The organism is Pandoraea morbifera, from assembly GCF_902459575.1.
In the GTDB taxonomy this organism is placed as follows: domain Bacteria; phylum Pseudomonadota; class Gammaproteobacteria; order Burkholderiales; family Burkholderiaceae; genus Pandoraea; species Pandoraea morbifera.
Window position 1 is genome coordinate 1 of record NZ_CABPSD010000026.1, and the last position, 12593, is coordinate 12593.

Consider the following 12593-nt stretch of genomic DNA (forward strand, 5'->3'; position numbering starts at 1 on the left):
GTTCCCACCGATGTAAGCGCGCTCCAAAGCCTGCATCGCCGGGTGATACGACTTCGGCCCTTGAACAAACTCGACCAAAGGCACGTCCTTCTCCACCAGGCGGTTGACCAGGTCCGACGCGTTCCATCTGTCGTAGCCGATGTTCTGCACGTTGAATCGCGCAACCGCGTCAAGCACGGCCGCCTCGATCACTGCGTAGTCGGTGACATCACCGTCGGTTTGCTCAATGAGGCCGGCGGCGACCCACGCCTGGTACGGGACGGTTCCGCGCTCAGTTCGTTGCGATACCGCATGAGCTGGTACCCAGCGTCGCCCCCAGGTTAGGAACACATCGCCCACCCGCCAGACCAGCCGGAGAACGGTCAAGTCGCTCGTGCTGGCAAGATCGAGACCGCCCCAGCAAGGCACACCGACCAGTGCGTCCAGATCCACCGGAGCTGAGCACTTCCCCCAGCGGCCTAAATCAATCCAAGCATCGGCAGAACTCGCGGGCCGATTCAGGCGTTTGATCTTGAACTCGGCGTGTTTCGAGGGCATTTGCCTCGCCTCGATCGCCTCTTTCCGTATCGCATTTAGCAGGTGCGGGTTCGCATCGAGCAGAGGATTTGCCTTGATCCAGACATGCTCATCGAAGTCCTCATCGGCTTTTATGCCAGCATCCTTATCCTCTTCGTCAACCGCGTAGAAGACGACAAGGAAGTGGTCGGCCGTGGTGCCGAAGACGCCAGCAAGAAGCTTCTTTGCGAACTGCCGTATCTCGGCCCATGGGCCGGGATTGGTGTATCCCTCTGTCGTCGTATAAAGCCATAGCGGATTGCTACGCGCACCCGCTGCCGACGTAAGAACATTCAGTAGGTCGGCGGACTTGTGAGCATGAATCTCATCGAGTCCCACATGCGACGGGTTCAAGCCGTCTTGCGTAGATGCCTTTGCGTGGATCGGCTTAAAGCTGCCAAGCGTCTCTTCTCGCGAAATCGACTTCGCCCAGACTTCCAACCCGAACGCAGCGCGTAGATCACTGGTCTTCTCGACCATCTTCTTCGCGACGCCGAAGATGATTGACGCCTGGGGAAATGTCGTCGCAGCGCTGATCACCTGCGCGCCCGGCTCATCTTCACAGCATTGGCAGTACAGCAGAATCGCCGCAGCTAAAGTTGATTTCGCATTCTTCCGCGCGACAGCGAAAAGCGCAGAAGTGAAGCGCCGACCGCCTTCTCGGTTCCGAAATCCGAACAACTGCACGACAAAGAACACGTGGGAGGCATGCAGAACGATGTCCGGCGTTTCCCACTTGCCTTCAACGTGCGGCAGCTTCTCTATGAAATCGCATGCGTCGCATGCGTGCCAGTCGTCGAAAATGAATGGGTTGCCCTTCTTCTTAGCCCGCTTCAGATCGTCGAGAAATCGTTGCGCGGCTTGGCGAATCAGTTTCCCGAACTTCTTCCGCTTCTTGTCGGCGACCGCCTCCTTGGCATAGTCGGTGGCAATCTTTACGTAATCACGCACTGCGCCGGCCGTTCGTCGCAAATTTGTTGCCCGTCGGCTTCTCGCCAGCGCTGGAAACCTTACGCCGTGCAGCAGGAGTCATGCCGAACTCGGAAAAGAGGGCTTTTAGCGCCTGGTCTTCAGATGCCGTCAGCCCCATCCCCGCTTTTGCCTTCTGCCTGAACTGCTGCCAGGAGAAACAGAGCTGCTCAAGCGCATACAAGTCAACGACTTGCAGTACCGCGGCCTTCACCAGCTGCGGGCCAAGCCGATTCCACATCTCCATCCCATCGGGATTCAGATGCATCGGCGGTTCCGGGAAACTTTCGATGAGATCAAATGAAGGTGCATCCGGCACCTCCCGATCAGGCCGATCCGTCCCGGCCAATACCTTGAGGTGCGGAGCCGTCGGCTTCCGTCCTCGTGCCATTTACCATCCTTGAAAAACCATTTTGGAATTTTGACGGTGCGAAAAAATTACTACGCGCCCGTGCTGAGGGCAAAACGATTCAAGGTTTTGACCTCCCCCCACCCATCAAACGCGAACGATTCTCGTTTGATTTGAAATTTCCAAATCCACCATCCTCTTTCGAGGTCTTGGCCGAGTGGCATGGCCTGCAGAGCGTCTGCCAGTTGCTTCCATCGGGTGGATTGTTGTGGCTATTGCCGTCGACGTGGTCAACGTGCGCCTCGTACTTTCCCGCAACGAGCGCACCACACGATTGACACCGATAGCCATCACGCCTCAACACTTGTTCACGTATAGCTCGCCATGGCGCTGACCCCGTGTTCATCTCACGTGTGGCCTGCCTGTTCGGTTCGGGCAGTTCGTGCCTAGGCGTGGGCGGTGACGCGGGTCTATGCCTCGACGGTCGCGTCGGCATTACCCTGCGAGACCACCGTAATTCGGAGCAGCTTCGTCATGCACGTCGGGCTCTGCGCCCTCGGTCATTGCATTCGTCAGCGCGGACACGCTTTCAGCCAATGCGAAGTTGCTTCGCGCATGCTCCGACAGCGCATCAATGAGTGCTTCGATTTTGGCTTCGAGAGAATGCGGCATAGCGGAATAGAAAGAGCCCGCCGAAGCGGGCAAAGATCACACGTCGAGGAGACAGCGAGAAACGAAAAAGCCCGCTTGGCTTTCACCTTGCGGGCTCTGGCTGCACGAACTCCAGCCTTTCAGAAATCATACAAAAAATGCCGATAGTGTGTAGATCTATTTTGTGTAGGTTTTCTTACACACTTTGCAGTTGAGCGCGCTTCAGCACGAGACTCATCTTCAACGCCCGCTCGGCGTATCGGTTCATCCGGTTGTAGAACGTTTTTCGGCTGATGCCCATGCAGGCCGCGAGCTGCTTCACGGGGCGAAAGCCATGGTGATAGAACAAGGTGAAGCAGATCGCCTCTTCTGGCTCCTGCTCGGCCAGACCATGCACGGCCATGTTGAAGTACGGCATATCCTGAATGAGATCGGCGTCCGGCTCCTCACCGACCCATTGGCGAGCCTTCTGGAACTGCCCGAGAAGACTGCCAGGCACAGGCGGCGCAAAGTAGCGGCGCGTGCGGCACCACTGCCCGTATTGCAGGCAGAGAACATGCAGTTGTTGGTCAGTCATTTCCTTCGGCCTCCAGCCCAAGCAGTCGGTCGCGGTATGGCGCCCATCGGTCGTATGCTGCATTGAAGAGTCCTCGCTTCTCGTCTCGTGTCAATTTGTTGCCCTGGTCATACTCGGTGTGGCACGTGAAGCACGCTGGCACCGTTAATCTGTCTGGGGTCTTGAGCCCCATCCCTTTTCCTTCGTTGCGATGAGCCGGCACTACCGTTTCCCAGTTGCCGCAGCAGACTCCCGGAATTCCCAGGTAGCATGGCTGTCCCCTGCACGCATCGAGCGCATCCCGATCGTCTCCCACCCGCTTCTTAGGTGCCTTGCGCTTGAACGTCGTGCCCTTCAACGCCGCCGCGCCGCTGAACGGGCTGAGCGCCGCCGGCGCCTTACGCTTGAATCCGGTGCGTTTCATGGGCTTCTTGCGCTGCATCAGGCGGGCACGCTCCAGTAGTGCCGTTCAATCGCACGTGTTGCCGCGTCGACTTCCCCGACCGTGCACATGCGAAGTTGCTTACCCCACAGGTCCAGCGCCGCCCTGAGCGCTCGATTTCCATCGCCATCGAATCCAATGCGTCCCGCCCAACCGAACCGAACACGAGCCCGCCGCATTGCCTCTTTCGCCTGCTGAAGCACTGGGGTGGCCTCAGACCCGATGCCGTTCGATGCGAGCACCCACGAGTGATTGAGTGCGCGTGCCAGGCAATCCCACTCCCTGCGCGTGCCGAGCCCGTGAACCACCACGGCGTCGAACGCGCTCAGCACCACCATTTCAAGTTCACCCGCATGCTCGTCGGTAACGGGCTCGCGAGCGATTGCGGCGCGCATTACCAACGGCACGCCACTTCCACAAGGGCGAGGTGAGTAGTGCTTACGCGGCTTCTTGTTCCGACTCACTTCACTTCCCGGGCCTTTGCTTCGCCCTTGAGCGCGGCGTAAGCGATGCAGTCCTCTGCGCTGTCCGCGTGATAGCCGGGGCGCTGGAACAGCCGGACGTCCTTCAGCACCTGCAACAGCAGCCATCCCTCGGGCTCGCTCAAATCGCGGCCCGTGATCGCGTTGAACGCTTCAACTGCCTTGCCCATGCTGCGTTCACCTTCGGGCTTGTCGTATTGCGACGCGCGTGCGTCCATATGCTCCCTCGCCCTGACCAGGAGTCCGGTAGCCGTGGGGCGAGCGCTCTCACCCCCGCCACCGGCGCTGCCAACGATGAATGTCCGAGTTCCCATCAGTTTCCCTTCTTTCATCGCATTTCCTCGCAGAGCTGTTTGTGGGAGTTGGCGTAGTTGTCATAAGCCTTCATCGGCTTCCACTTCGGGCGGTAAGGACCGGTGGCGGTGCTTGGCCTTGCCGCACGCGGTGCGACCTTCGCGCGTTGAACCGGTGCCGCCACCTGTACGGTGGCTGTCGACCGCGTGACGGCGAGCCCGAATTCGAGCCCGCGGGATTCCTGCCGGATTACGAGAAGACCTTCGTTGACGAGCTCGACCACCAACCGATTCACCAGGTTGCGCGAGACTCCACATATATCGGCCAGCGCCTGGCGGCCGTACCACTCGCCCTTGTCCATGCCGTCCAGAATCACGTTTTTCATGCCACCTCCAGCGCCTTCTGAATCGTCTCGATTGCAGTCCCATTCGAGACCATCGCCCCTGTGAATCGAAACACCCTCCATCCTGCGAGCGACGCGGTGTTGTACTTCTCCGCGTCCGCCTGGAACCCGCTTCCACGCGTGTGACGCCCTCCCGTCCAGATGCCGCCCTCGACTTCCGCGGCTATCATCCTGTCCGGCCAAGCAAAGTCGAAGCGCCACATCCGCGGAGGGGCAAATCGGTGTTCCCGCACCGGTTCAGGAACCTTCCGTGCCCGGCAATGAAACGCAAACAGCAGTTCCAACTGGCTTTCCCGCTTAGGGTTCACTTTCCCTTCCTCCGGATGTGTTCGATGTATGCCCGCAATTCCTTGTCCTGCCTCTCCGCCGCCTCATTACCGAAGCGCCGCCTCACCCTCTCAACAAGCGCCCTCGCCGCGTTCCCATGTCCCGCCAGCGCCGCCCGTGCGGCATCGTCGAAGCGCCGCCAGCACTCTGCTTGCTTCAAGCGATCAGCCTCGCCGGCTCAGGCATGCCGGCATACGGCAGCAGCTCGGAGACCGTCGTGCGCGTGTAGCCCACCAGTGGTGTGTCGCTGCCACCAGACATCACGGCACGGGCCAATTCGGCATTGCCAATGAGCACCGTCCCCTGTGACTGGAAGCCAGCGCGCGTATTGGTTGTTTCGGCGATCCCGATCAAGACCGGTGGATACTCGGGCACTTGGCTACGGCCTCGGTAGCCGCGGTATCGATTCACAAACTCGTTTTTCACGAACGGCCATTCGGATTCGTCCTTCGTACCCAGCGAGATCCAACCGCCCATTTCGAAGACAACTCGATGCGTCAGCGCGTCATCGAAGGCGACCGACGAGTACGTGCCGACCTCACGCACGGCCTTGTCGACCTTGTGCCAGGCCAGCAAGGCGGCATCCTGCGTCGAGCCTTCGAGCATCTTCACAACGTCGGCGGGCTTCGGAAGAAACTGCCCAGCATCGGGGTTCGCGGCATGGCGCCCCAGCGCATCGCGCACCGCTCCGAGATCGAAAGCCTTCATTGCGCCCCACCAGACCTGCCCAACGAAGTCCGAATAGTCCTGGCGGTAAAAGGCATAGACGTTGCTGATGAGCGAAAAGAACTCGACGGAATCGGTCGGTTTCATGCGTTCTCCCCTGCCATGATCCGAGCGGCCTGTGCAGCGGCGATCTCTCGGTTTCGTTGCTCAAGCAGCTCCTGCTTGTTCAAACCCGCTCCAGCGCCGCCCCCCGTCAGCGGCTTCTCGTTGCGGACCCAATTGCGCCACGTTGCGTCCCAGTCGGTCTTCCGCCCTTGCTGTCCGGATTTCGCAGTCCAGTAGTCACGGAACTTGTCCGCTACCCGACGAACGTGGTCGGCGGTCCAGGTCGGCTGCTCTTGCAGTGCCCAATCGCCCAGCGCTTTGGTGAGAATCCAGTTGTCGGGTAAGCGCGTTCCGCGCGCACCACTGTTCCTTCCCTGTTCATTACTGTTAACTACTGTTACGGGTACCGAATTTGGGACTGTTTCCGGTGAAATTTGGGACTGTTTCGAGTCGGAATTGGGACTGTTTGAGGGGGGATTCGGTACTGTTCCGTTTTCGGAACCGTTCCGTTTTTGGAACCGTTCCGTTTTCGGGTTGCTTTGGCTGCGAGGGCCAACCTTTACCTCAACGCCTCGCTCGACGTTGATTTGGTACACGACGATCTGCCTGGTGCGTCCAGTGCGCTCGCCCGTGTCCGTAATCCACCCGGCATCCTTCAAGCGATCGATGTTGGCCAAGACGGTCTTGCGATCCTGCTCGGTCCAAGCGATGAGGGTGTCGATGCTCGGGAACGATACGAAGTCTTCGCTGGCGAAGTCTGCGAGCGCCATCAGAACCGATTTTGTTGGGCCTTTCCCCACCTTTTGGTGGCGTGCCCAGGTGATTGCGTCAAGGCTCATTCCGACGCCCCGACTTTCACCCGGAACAGCGTCAAGCCACGGCGAATCGGATTGGCCTCGATGTAGCCGGCCGCCTCCAGCGCCTTGATTGAGTCGCGCACAGCCGATTCCGACATACCGCAGTCACGCGCCAGGCGGCTGATTTTCGGCGACGATTCGCCCGTCGACATGACCGCGTGGTGGCTCAACGCCAACAGCACGATCTTCTCGGTGTGGCGCAGCTCGACGCCCCACGCTTGATTGACTCTGTGAAAGCTCATGGGCGGCTCCTCAGTGATCGCACGGCATCTCGCCGTTGGACTGACGCACGGCACCACAGCCGATGCATACGGAAGGCACCGTCCGACCAACGGTCACGCGTACCGACTTCAGGACATCGGCCTCGAATTGAGAAGTGGCAGCATCGACCGCGGACTGATCGACGGAAACTGAAACGCTCACGGCGATTTCACTCATTCGGCCATGCCCTCCAACCGCTGGTTAATCTCGGCAACAGCCGTCATGACACCAGTGCCGGCCTCGCGAACGTCGCGAAGCTCGTCCTTCGTCACTCGACCGTCTGCAAGCGCCTCATGGATTTCTTGGCCGTAGACGCCGCTCGCAACCATGAAGCCGACCATCTGCTCCAGCACCGACATGTCGCTCTCGGCCCGCTTGCTGTTCGGCGCCTTGATCAGGAGGAAGCCCTCTTGATGCGCCCAGGCGCGGAGCATGCGATAGTCGCCCGCCATCGCGGCAGCCGAAACGGCCTCCGCGAGCGTCAGGTGATGCGTCTCGTTGTTGGGATTGACCTTGTTGCGCAATACAGCGGCGGACATCCCCATCCGAGGGGCCAACGCCTCGCTACCGCCCTTGTAGTCGTGAACCGTGGCGTATGCCGCGTCTTTGATGTTCATCGTTGAACTCCTCGAACGTTTTTATTTGCTGCTCGGGCCACTACGATGGCCTCATGAAAACTGCGAAATCGGGTGAGTTCCCCGACGGTGCTATGCTGGCCGCTCATCACTTCGTACAACACAACATCCATCGGGGTACTCATGGGCGATCAAAAGGCGAAGACTTTCTATCCGATGATCAAAGCGGCAGTTGGGCTGGACTCAGAAGGCGGTCGACTGACGCTGGAAACGTACTTTTTCTTCAACGGCAACGAACACGAAGGCCGTTCCTACTCGCTTACCGTCGATTCGGCACGTCAATTGATCGACGCGCTTCAGGGGGGACTGGAATTGATATCGAAGCAACCTCCACCAGTCCATTGATTTGCTCTCCACCCGGACCACCGCGCTCGAACTCGGACCAAATCAGCCCCTCGGGTTCGAGCGCGCGCTTGAGCGCCGGCAGGATCAGCCACAACACGAACCGCGCGTACAGTCGTTTCATTTGCTCTCTCCAGTAGCGCCGCCGGCCAGCTCCGGCCAGATTAGGTACCAGTCAGCAGGCCGCAAATCTCTGCGCCCTACTTCGCCGTCGGTGACGCGCTCGATCGCAACGCACTTGTCGATTGCAATGGGGCGGCGCCCCGTAAGCCATTGGTAGACCAACCCTTGGCTCACGCCCAACCGAACGGCGAATGAGGCCTGAGTGATCTTTTTCGACGCGAGATAGTTTGAGAGATCCATGAGCAAATACTAGCTACGCTATTGAGACAAGTCAATAGCATGGCTAGTTGAGCCATCTAATAGCGTTGCTACACTCCAGAAATGGCTGAATCACGCACACGGAAACAGAAGGAAGTCCCCTCCTGGGTTGGAGAGGAAGCGGCTGCATTGTCGAAACTGTTTGCCGAGAAAAGTAAGCTTTCGCAGGCAGAGTTCGGGGCGCGCTATGAGATCGGATCCCAGGGCATGGTCTGGCAATACCTGAACGGCCACAGACCGCTGAATATCAGTGCGGCGACCGCATTTGCCACTGGTCTAGGCGTCACGATTCCAGCGTTCAGTCCTAGACTTGCGGCTGAGATCGAGCGGGCCTATGCAAAAGTTCGCGGTAGTACGGATCATGGCCTCAGTGAGGCGGCATTAAAGGTCATCGACGCGGTTCGGAAAGCAGATAACGCCGGCGAGCCGGAAACGACCTTCAAGATGATTCTTCGGATGCTCCCAGAGGAAGGCGAACCTGTCGCTCGGATGAACCCTTAACTTCCTCACGTTCATCGTCCCGCACACCCCCGATAGGTTCCAGAGCCCAGTCATCAGCGATCATAGCTCGCGCCACAACCAAGTGGCACCGGTCCTCACTCACACCAAACGCCGGGCCATCCAGCAAATACACGAGCCATTCCGTCGACGAGTAAGCGCGACGAATGAAAACCAGCCGACCTTCGAGTAGCTCGTTCCATGCCTTCTTGATCCGCGCTAGATCTCCTGGCTTGCAGCGGAGTTGGGACGCACCACCATTTGTCACAGCTAGGCCCTCTTCGAGTTTTTTGTTAAGACTACTGTATATTTAAACAGTAGTTTAGCCTTAAGCATCCCAACATATCAACCTGCTCGTAACAGCAAGCCAGAAAAGGCCCTGTTACAAATTTCCGAAAGAAATAATAGCTTAGCTATTGCATCCGATAAATAGCGTCGCTATTATAGACCCAACGCAGCGCACATCGCTGCCCGCCCGCAGGTCGGGGCGCTCCTTAAAAACTCAGTTACCGATAGAACACGCCGATGGCGTCCGCTCTTCGCGGGCGCGGCTAGGCGCAGGGCGGAACCCTCTACCCCTGAGATACAAGACCGGAGGCTATCCAAGCGCCGCCTGGCTGCTTCGTGCAGCTATAGAACGTCGCTTGGATTGAAGAGATGCAGCGCCGCCGTGAGCCGGCTCAGCCGGGAGTAGCACGGGGCTCTGCATCCACATGATGTATTTGAGGCGGCTTTCTTCCGAGAGCCGCGCCATATACACAAGGAGGCTTCAAATGGAAAACCAGCATCGCAAGATCACCGGCTATCGCGAACTGTGTGCCGAGGAAATCGACCTAATGAACCGCATCAAAGCAAAGGGCGCCGAGTTGTTACAGTTGCAGGCCGAACTGGCCGGCTATCTGTCGACGATGGCAGAGGCCAAGTCGTATGCGGCGAAGCAGTCGAAGCTCGCACCGGAAGACGAAGCGAGCGACGAGTGCGTAGAGCTGCGTCGATTTATCGCGGCAGAGCCGCAGCGCTGGGCCGCCATCGGCAAAACCGATATTCAAACCGGAATCATGGCGCTCGTTCGCGCCGTCGCGCAGCCGGCCGTCTGATCCCTACACCTCCCCGGCGAGGGAACGCCCCCGATGATGCAGGCGTGACGGCCGCCAGAGTGCGGCCCTAGGCGGGGTCGTCAGCGTATCCAGCACCCGAGGAAATCTGAACCAGTTCCGCCCCATACATTGCCGCAACAGATCTAGCGTGCTCGATAAACGATTCAGCATCCGCGTTGGGCCTAAATCTCGCCACTAGGCTGATGCTGATTCGCCGCCCCTTCGCATCGGGGTACACCGAGTAGATTTCACCCGACTCAACAAAGCCAAGATAGGCGTTCAGCTTTTCTTCGAGCAGTTTCAGGTGTGTTTGATCCCACGGCAGCGAATCTAGGATCGTGAGAATGACTGAGCCCGTGTCCTTGCATAGACCAATTGCATCGATCGATGTGCTGTCCGCTACCGCCATACGTATGCCCCCTCGTAATTTTAATTTTTAGCGAGCATAGCACCTTCAAGTGAGCAGATCCGACGGCGGCGCGGCGTCGTCATAAAGCCCGTATCTCACTTCCCCCGATCTGATCAGGATCTCGGGTCTGCTCTCTTGAGGGGAAATGTTCTAAGGAGGGGCCCGACACCTTTCGGTGCCGGGTTGATGCTTAGTGCAAGAAGAACATGAGCAACCACGTTGCAATGCTTCGGAGTTGCTTGTAGCTCACCTTGACCTTCAATGTCAGCTCGAACATGGCAGTAGCCCTGTTGTTGCTGGCAGGCCTGCCAACTGTTTAAGGGTCGGCGTTTAGAGTGCCGTGCCAGGCACTTGCGGTTCGCGTGTCTAGAATCGGTCCCCGCATCCACAAAGCGTTACCCCTTGCGAGGCGCATTGCAGATTCGATCCACGGAGATTGGGTAGCCAACGCCCGTTACGGTCGGCGGCACCTAAGCGCCCGCACAGCCGTGGACCATTAGCGGCTTGTGATCGCCACAACTGGGATTCACAGCCCCAGTAGCTCAATCATAGCAAACCATAAATCCCGAACCGGCTCTGGATTGAAGCTGATTCTGGCCCAGCACTAAAGGACTCCCATGAAGCACTTCATCGTGACGGTCTATACGGCCGGTGGCCGCTATCGCGGCAGTGGTATCGCACGCTCATCCTTCGAGCTCGAGCAGGCCGCCGCCGAACAGTTTGGGGCAGAGGCGCGCCGCATCGTTGTGAGGCCTGCGCATGCTTGATCGATTCCTTGTTTCGACCGTCAACGGCGCCGACCGGTGGATTCGTCGGCACAAGGTGGCAGCTTGGGCTATCTGGGGCGTGCTGTTCCTCTCCTGCCTCTATGCGAGGTTGCAGTCCGGCGTATGAGCAATTCGCCAAACAGGGCGGCAGCGAAACGGGCTTGGGAGGCACTGCGGCCACTTGTGAATAGGCGGCGAACTCACAGAACGCGCCCCACCCTGCCCGGCTCATCACGGCACCACGAAGAAATCGAATCGCGGCAGGCACTGCTCACCGCACTCGAAGCGCATGCGCCCACCCTGCTCGCCGCCCTCGCCTTCTACATCAAGACCGACGCCCAGCGCCGCAGCAACGTTGAAGAGAATGCCGCGCGCTGGGAACACATCGAATCTCACTACCCATACGGCGGACACCCTTCCAGGGGATTCCGAGAACACATCCGTACCGCCGTCGACCGCGAACGAGGAATGAAATGACCGCTGTCCCGTCCTTCAAACAGAAGATCAATGACAAGGAAATCCGGCGCGCGGATGCGATGAAGATCCGCTATGAGGATATCCACGTCGAACCTGGCTTCAACCTGCGCGCCTCGCTCGATCTTCTGGAAGGCGAGGCACTGGAAGCTGCCAAAGAAGATGACGAAAGCCTATTCCGCCACATCATGGCGTGCGGCCAGTACCCGGCGCTCGAAGTTCGGCCCCGCGCCGATGGTGGCGTCTGGCTTGTCGACGGGCACCGCAGGCATGCGGCCATCGGCCGCGCCGACAAGGCGGGCGCTCCGCTTCGCGACAAGACTGGCGAGTTGATGGTGCGGATTGAAGCGTTCGACGGAAACGATGCCGATCGCACGCTTCGCATTCTGTCGAGTGCCCGCGGCCGGCATCTGCATCCGCTCGAACAGGCGTTCGGATATCAGCGATTGAACCGCTTCGGCTGGGACAACGCTCGCATCGCCGAGGCTAACCGCGTCTCGCCTCAATGGGTTGGAAAGATGCTCCTGCTGGCTGGGGCTAACTCAGACGTTCATCGTCTCGTGTTCGCCGGCAAGGCAGCAGCGTCCGTCGCGGCAGAGGCGGTGCGAATGCACGGCGAACAGGCCGGGGCCTTCCTCGCAGGAGAGTTGGAGAAAGCCGCCGTCGGCGGAAAGACGAAAGTCACGACTAGTTCGGTCCGATCAAAAGCGCCGCCCCGTAAGGCGGTGACCGCCTTCGTATCGCGGGTCGACTCCTTCGTGACCTCTCTCGGCCCAGGAACTATCACAGCGCTATCCACCAGCGAAAGTGACTTTCCTGTCACCGTGAGTTCGCTTGCCTTGCGCGAACTGCTCGCCGCTCACGCCGAACTCGGCGTTACCACGGCGCCCCAATCCCACTCCGAAGGAAACTGAAATGCGCATTCCTGTGCCGGCGTTCATCGTCGACGCCATTATTGCGCGCGCACAGCGCACGCCATACTTTGACCTCAAGGGGTACATGCAGCGCTGGTGGATCAAGAAGCCACGTGGCCACGACGCGGACGTCGCCGAAAATGGGCGTCGCGATACCAG

Annotated in this window: 22 protein-coding genes; 6 read left to right on the plus strand and 16 right to left on the minus strand. The window is 59.2% G+C overall.

The genetic code is table 11. The features are described from left to right. The 14 genes from PMO31116_RS23165 to PMO31116_RS23235 form a co-directional block, all read right to left on the minus strand. On the minus strand, positions 1 to 1506 hold a 1506-nt coding region (locus PMO31116_RS23165), incomplete at its 3' end, for a terminase large subunit (protein WP_150568762.1). Next, positions 1499 to 1915 carry a P27 family phage terminase small subunit gene (locus tag PMO31116_RS23170; RefSeq protein WP_025249588.1) on the minus strand — a complete coding sequence of 139 codons (417 nt, stop codon included), beginning with the start codon at positions 1913 to 1915 and terminating at the stop codon, positions 1499 to 1501. The genes PMO31116_RS23165 and PMO31116_RS23170, both read right to left, overlap by 8 nt. 79 nt (positions 1916 to 1994) lie before the next feature. After that, positions 1995 to 2369, minus strand: a complete 375-nt coding sequence (locus PMO31116_RS24500) for an HNH endonuclease (RefSeq protein ID WP_150568763.1) — start codon at positions 2367 to 2369, stop codon at positions 1995 to 1997. Further along, the gene (locus PMO31116_RS23830) at positions 2369 to 2545 is read right to left on the minus strand and encodes a hypothetical protein (protein WP_174971760.1); all 177 of its coding nucleotides are present in this window, start codon (positions 2543 to 2545) and stop codon (positions 2369 to 2371) included. Before PMO31116_RS23830 ends, PMO31116_RS24500 begins: the two co-directional genes overlap by 1 nt. 175 nt (positions 2546 to 2720) lie before the next feature. Continuing rightward, positions 2721 to 3101, minus strand: coding sequence for a terminase gpP N-terminus-related DNA-binding protein (locus PMO31116_RS23180; protein ID WP_063599439.1), 381 nt, complete (start codon positions 3099 to 3101; stop codon positions 2721 to 2723). Further along, a complete protein-coding gene (locus PMO31116_RS23185; protein WP_246185453.1) occupies positions 3094 to 3522 on the minus strand; it encodes a nuclease domain-containing protein in 429 nt (142 codons plus the stop codon). The genes PMO31116_RS23180 and PMO31116_RS23185 overlap by 8 nt, the downstream gene beginning before the upstream one ends. Then, positions 3522 to 3917, minus strand: coding sequence for a hypothetical protein (locus PMO31116_RS23190; RefSeq protein WP_150568764.1), 396 nt, complete (start codon positions 3915 to 3917; stop codon positions 3522 to 3524). The genes PMO31116_RS23185 and PMO31116_RS23190 overlap by 1 nt, the downstream gene beginning before the upstream one ends. A gap of 65 nt (positions 3918 to 3982) precedes the next feature. After that, positions 3983 to 4336, minus strand: coding sequence for a hypothetical protein (locus PMO31116_RS23195; RefSeq protein ID WP_231113276.1), 354 nt, complete (start codon positions 4334 to 4336; stop codon positions 3983 to 3985). Then, positions 4333 to 4683 carry a hypothetical protein gene (locus PMO31116_RS23200; RefSeq protein WP_150568765.1) on the minus strand — a complete coding sequence of 117 codons (351 nt, stop codon included), beginning with the start codon at positions 4681 to 4683 and terminating at the stop codon, positions 4333 to 4335. Before PMO31116_RS23200 ends, PMO31116_RS23195 begins: the two co-directional genes overlap by 4 nt. Next, complete coding sequence (locus tag PMO31116_RS23205; protein WP_174971755.1) at positions 4680 to 4985, minus strand: hypothetical protein; 306 nt, start codon at positions 4983 to 4985, stop codon at positions 4680 to 4682. The genes PMO31116_RS23200 and PMO31116_RS23205 overlap by 4 nt, the downstream gene beginning before the upstream one ends. A gap of 199 nt (positions 4986 to 5184) precedes the next feature. Continuing rightward, the gene (locus tag PMO31116_RS23215) at positions 5185 to 5841 is read right to left on the minus strand and encodes a DUF6475 domain-containing protein (RefSeq protein WP_150568768.1); all 657 of its coding nucleotides are present in this window, start codon (positions 5839 to 5841) and stop codon (positions 5185 to 5187) included. Beyond that, entirely contained in the window at positions 5838 to 6638 is an 801-nt protein-coding gene (locus tag PMO31116_RS23220; RefSeq protein ID WP_150568769.1) for a helix-turn-helix domain-containing protein, read from the minus strand. Before PMO31116_RS23220 ends, PMO31116_RS23215 begins: the two co-directional genes overlap by 4 nt. Further along, positions 6635 to 6898: a helix-turn-helix domain-containing protein gene (locus PMO31116_RS23225; protein ID WP_023595578.1), complete on the minus strand. Its 264-nt coding sequence runs from the start codon at positions 6896 to 6898 to the stop codon at positions 6635 to 6637. The genes PMO31116_RS23220 and PMO31116_RS23225 overlap by 4 nt, the downstream gene beginning before the upstream one ends. Positions 6899 to 7090: 192 nt before the next feature. Next, positions 7091 to 7534 carry a phage regulatory CII family protein gene (locus tag PMO31116_RS23235; protein WP_023595576.1) on the minus strand — a complete coding sequence of 148 codons (444 nt, stop codon included), beginning with the start codon at positions 7532 to 7534 and terminating at the stop codon, positions 7091 to 7093. 141 nt (positions 7535 to 7675) lie between these two features. On the opposite strand from PMO31116_RS23235, the gene PMO31116_RS23240 reads away from it, so the two are divergent. Then, positions 7676 to 7897 carry a hypothetical protein gene (locus tag PMO31116_RS23240; protein WP_150568771.1) on the plus strand — a complete coding sequence of 74 codons (222 nt, stop codon included), beginning with the start codon at positions 7676 to 7678 and terminating at the stop codon, positions 7895 to 7897. Between the two features lie 117 nt (positions 7898 to 8014). Here PMO31116_RS23240 and PMO31116_RS23245 read toward each other — a convergent pair whose 3' ends face one another. Further along, positions 8015 to 8257, minus strand: coding sequence for a transcriptional regulator (locus PMO31116_RS23245; RefSeq protein ID WP_150568772.1), 243 nt, complete (start codon positions 8255 to 8257; stop codon positions 8015 to 8017). Between the two features lie 147 nt (positions 8258 to 8404). On the opposite strand from PMO31116_RS23245, the gene PMO31116_RS23250 reads away from it, so the two are divergent. After that, positions 8405 to 8776 carry a helix-turn-helix domain-containing protein gene (locus PMO31116_RS23250; RefSeq protein WP_150568773.1) on the plus strand — a complete coding sequence of 124 codons (372 nt, stop codon included), beginning with the start codon at positions 8405 to 8407 and terminating at the stop codon, positions 8774 to 8776. Between the two features lie 770 nt (positions 8777 to 9546). Further along, positions 9547 to 9870, plus strand: a complete 324-nt coding sequence (locus tag PMO31116_RS23255; RefSeq protein ID WP_150568774.1) for an Acb2/Tad1 domain-containing protein — start codon at positions 9547 to 9549, stop codon at positions 9868 to 9870. Between the two features lie 67 nt (positions 9871 to 9937). Here PMO31116_RS23255 and PMO31116_RS23260 read toward each other — a convergent pair whose 3' ends face one another. Then, the gene (locus PMO31116_RS23260) at positions 9938 to 10279 is read right to left on the minus strand and encodes a DUF6572 domain-containing protein (protein WP_150568775.1); all 342 of its coding nucleotides are present in this window, start codon (positions 10277 to 10279) and stop codon (positions 9938 to 9940) included. A gap of 617 nt (positions 10280 to 10896) precedes the next feature. Here PMO31116_RS23260 and PMO31116_RS23835 point away from each other — a divergent pair. The 3 genes from PMO31116_RS23835 (at position 10897) to PMO31116_RS23270 (ending at position 12434) form a co-directional block, all read left to right on the plus strand. Beyond that, positions 10897 to 11046: a hypothetical protein gene (locus PMO31116_RS23835; protein WP_023595569.1), complete on the plus strand. Its 150-nt coding sequence runs from the start codon at positions 10897 to 10899 to the stop codon at positions 11044 to 11046. 123 nt (positions 11047 to 11169) lie between these two features. Next, positions 11170 to 11523 (plus strand): hypothetical protein, encoded by a 354-nt coding sequence (locus PMO31116_RS23265; protein WP_150568776.1) that lies wholly within the window; start codon positions 11170 to 11172, stop codon positions 11521 to 11523. Next, on the plus strand, positions 11520 to 12434 hold the full coding sequence (locus tag PMO31116_RS23270) for a ParB/RepB/Spo0J family partition protein (RefSeq protein WP_150568777.1): 915 nt from the start codon (positions 11520 to 11522) through the stop codon (positions 12432 to 12434). The genes PMO31116_RS23265 and PMO31116_RS23270 overlap by 4 nt, the downstream gene beginning before the upstream one ends. The last annotated feature ends 159 nt before the right edge of the window (positions 12435 to 12593 follow it).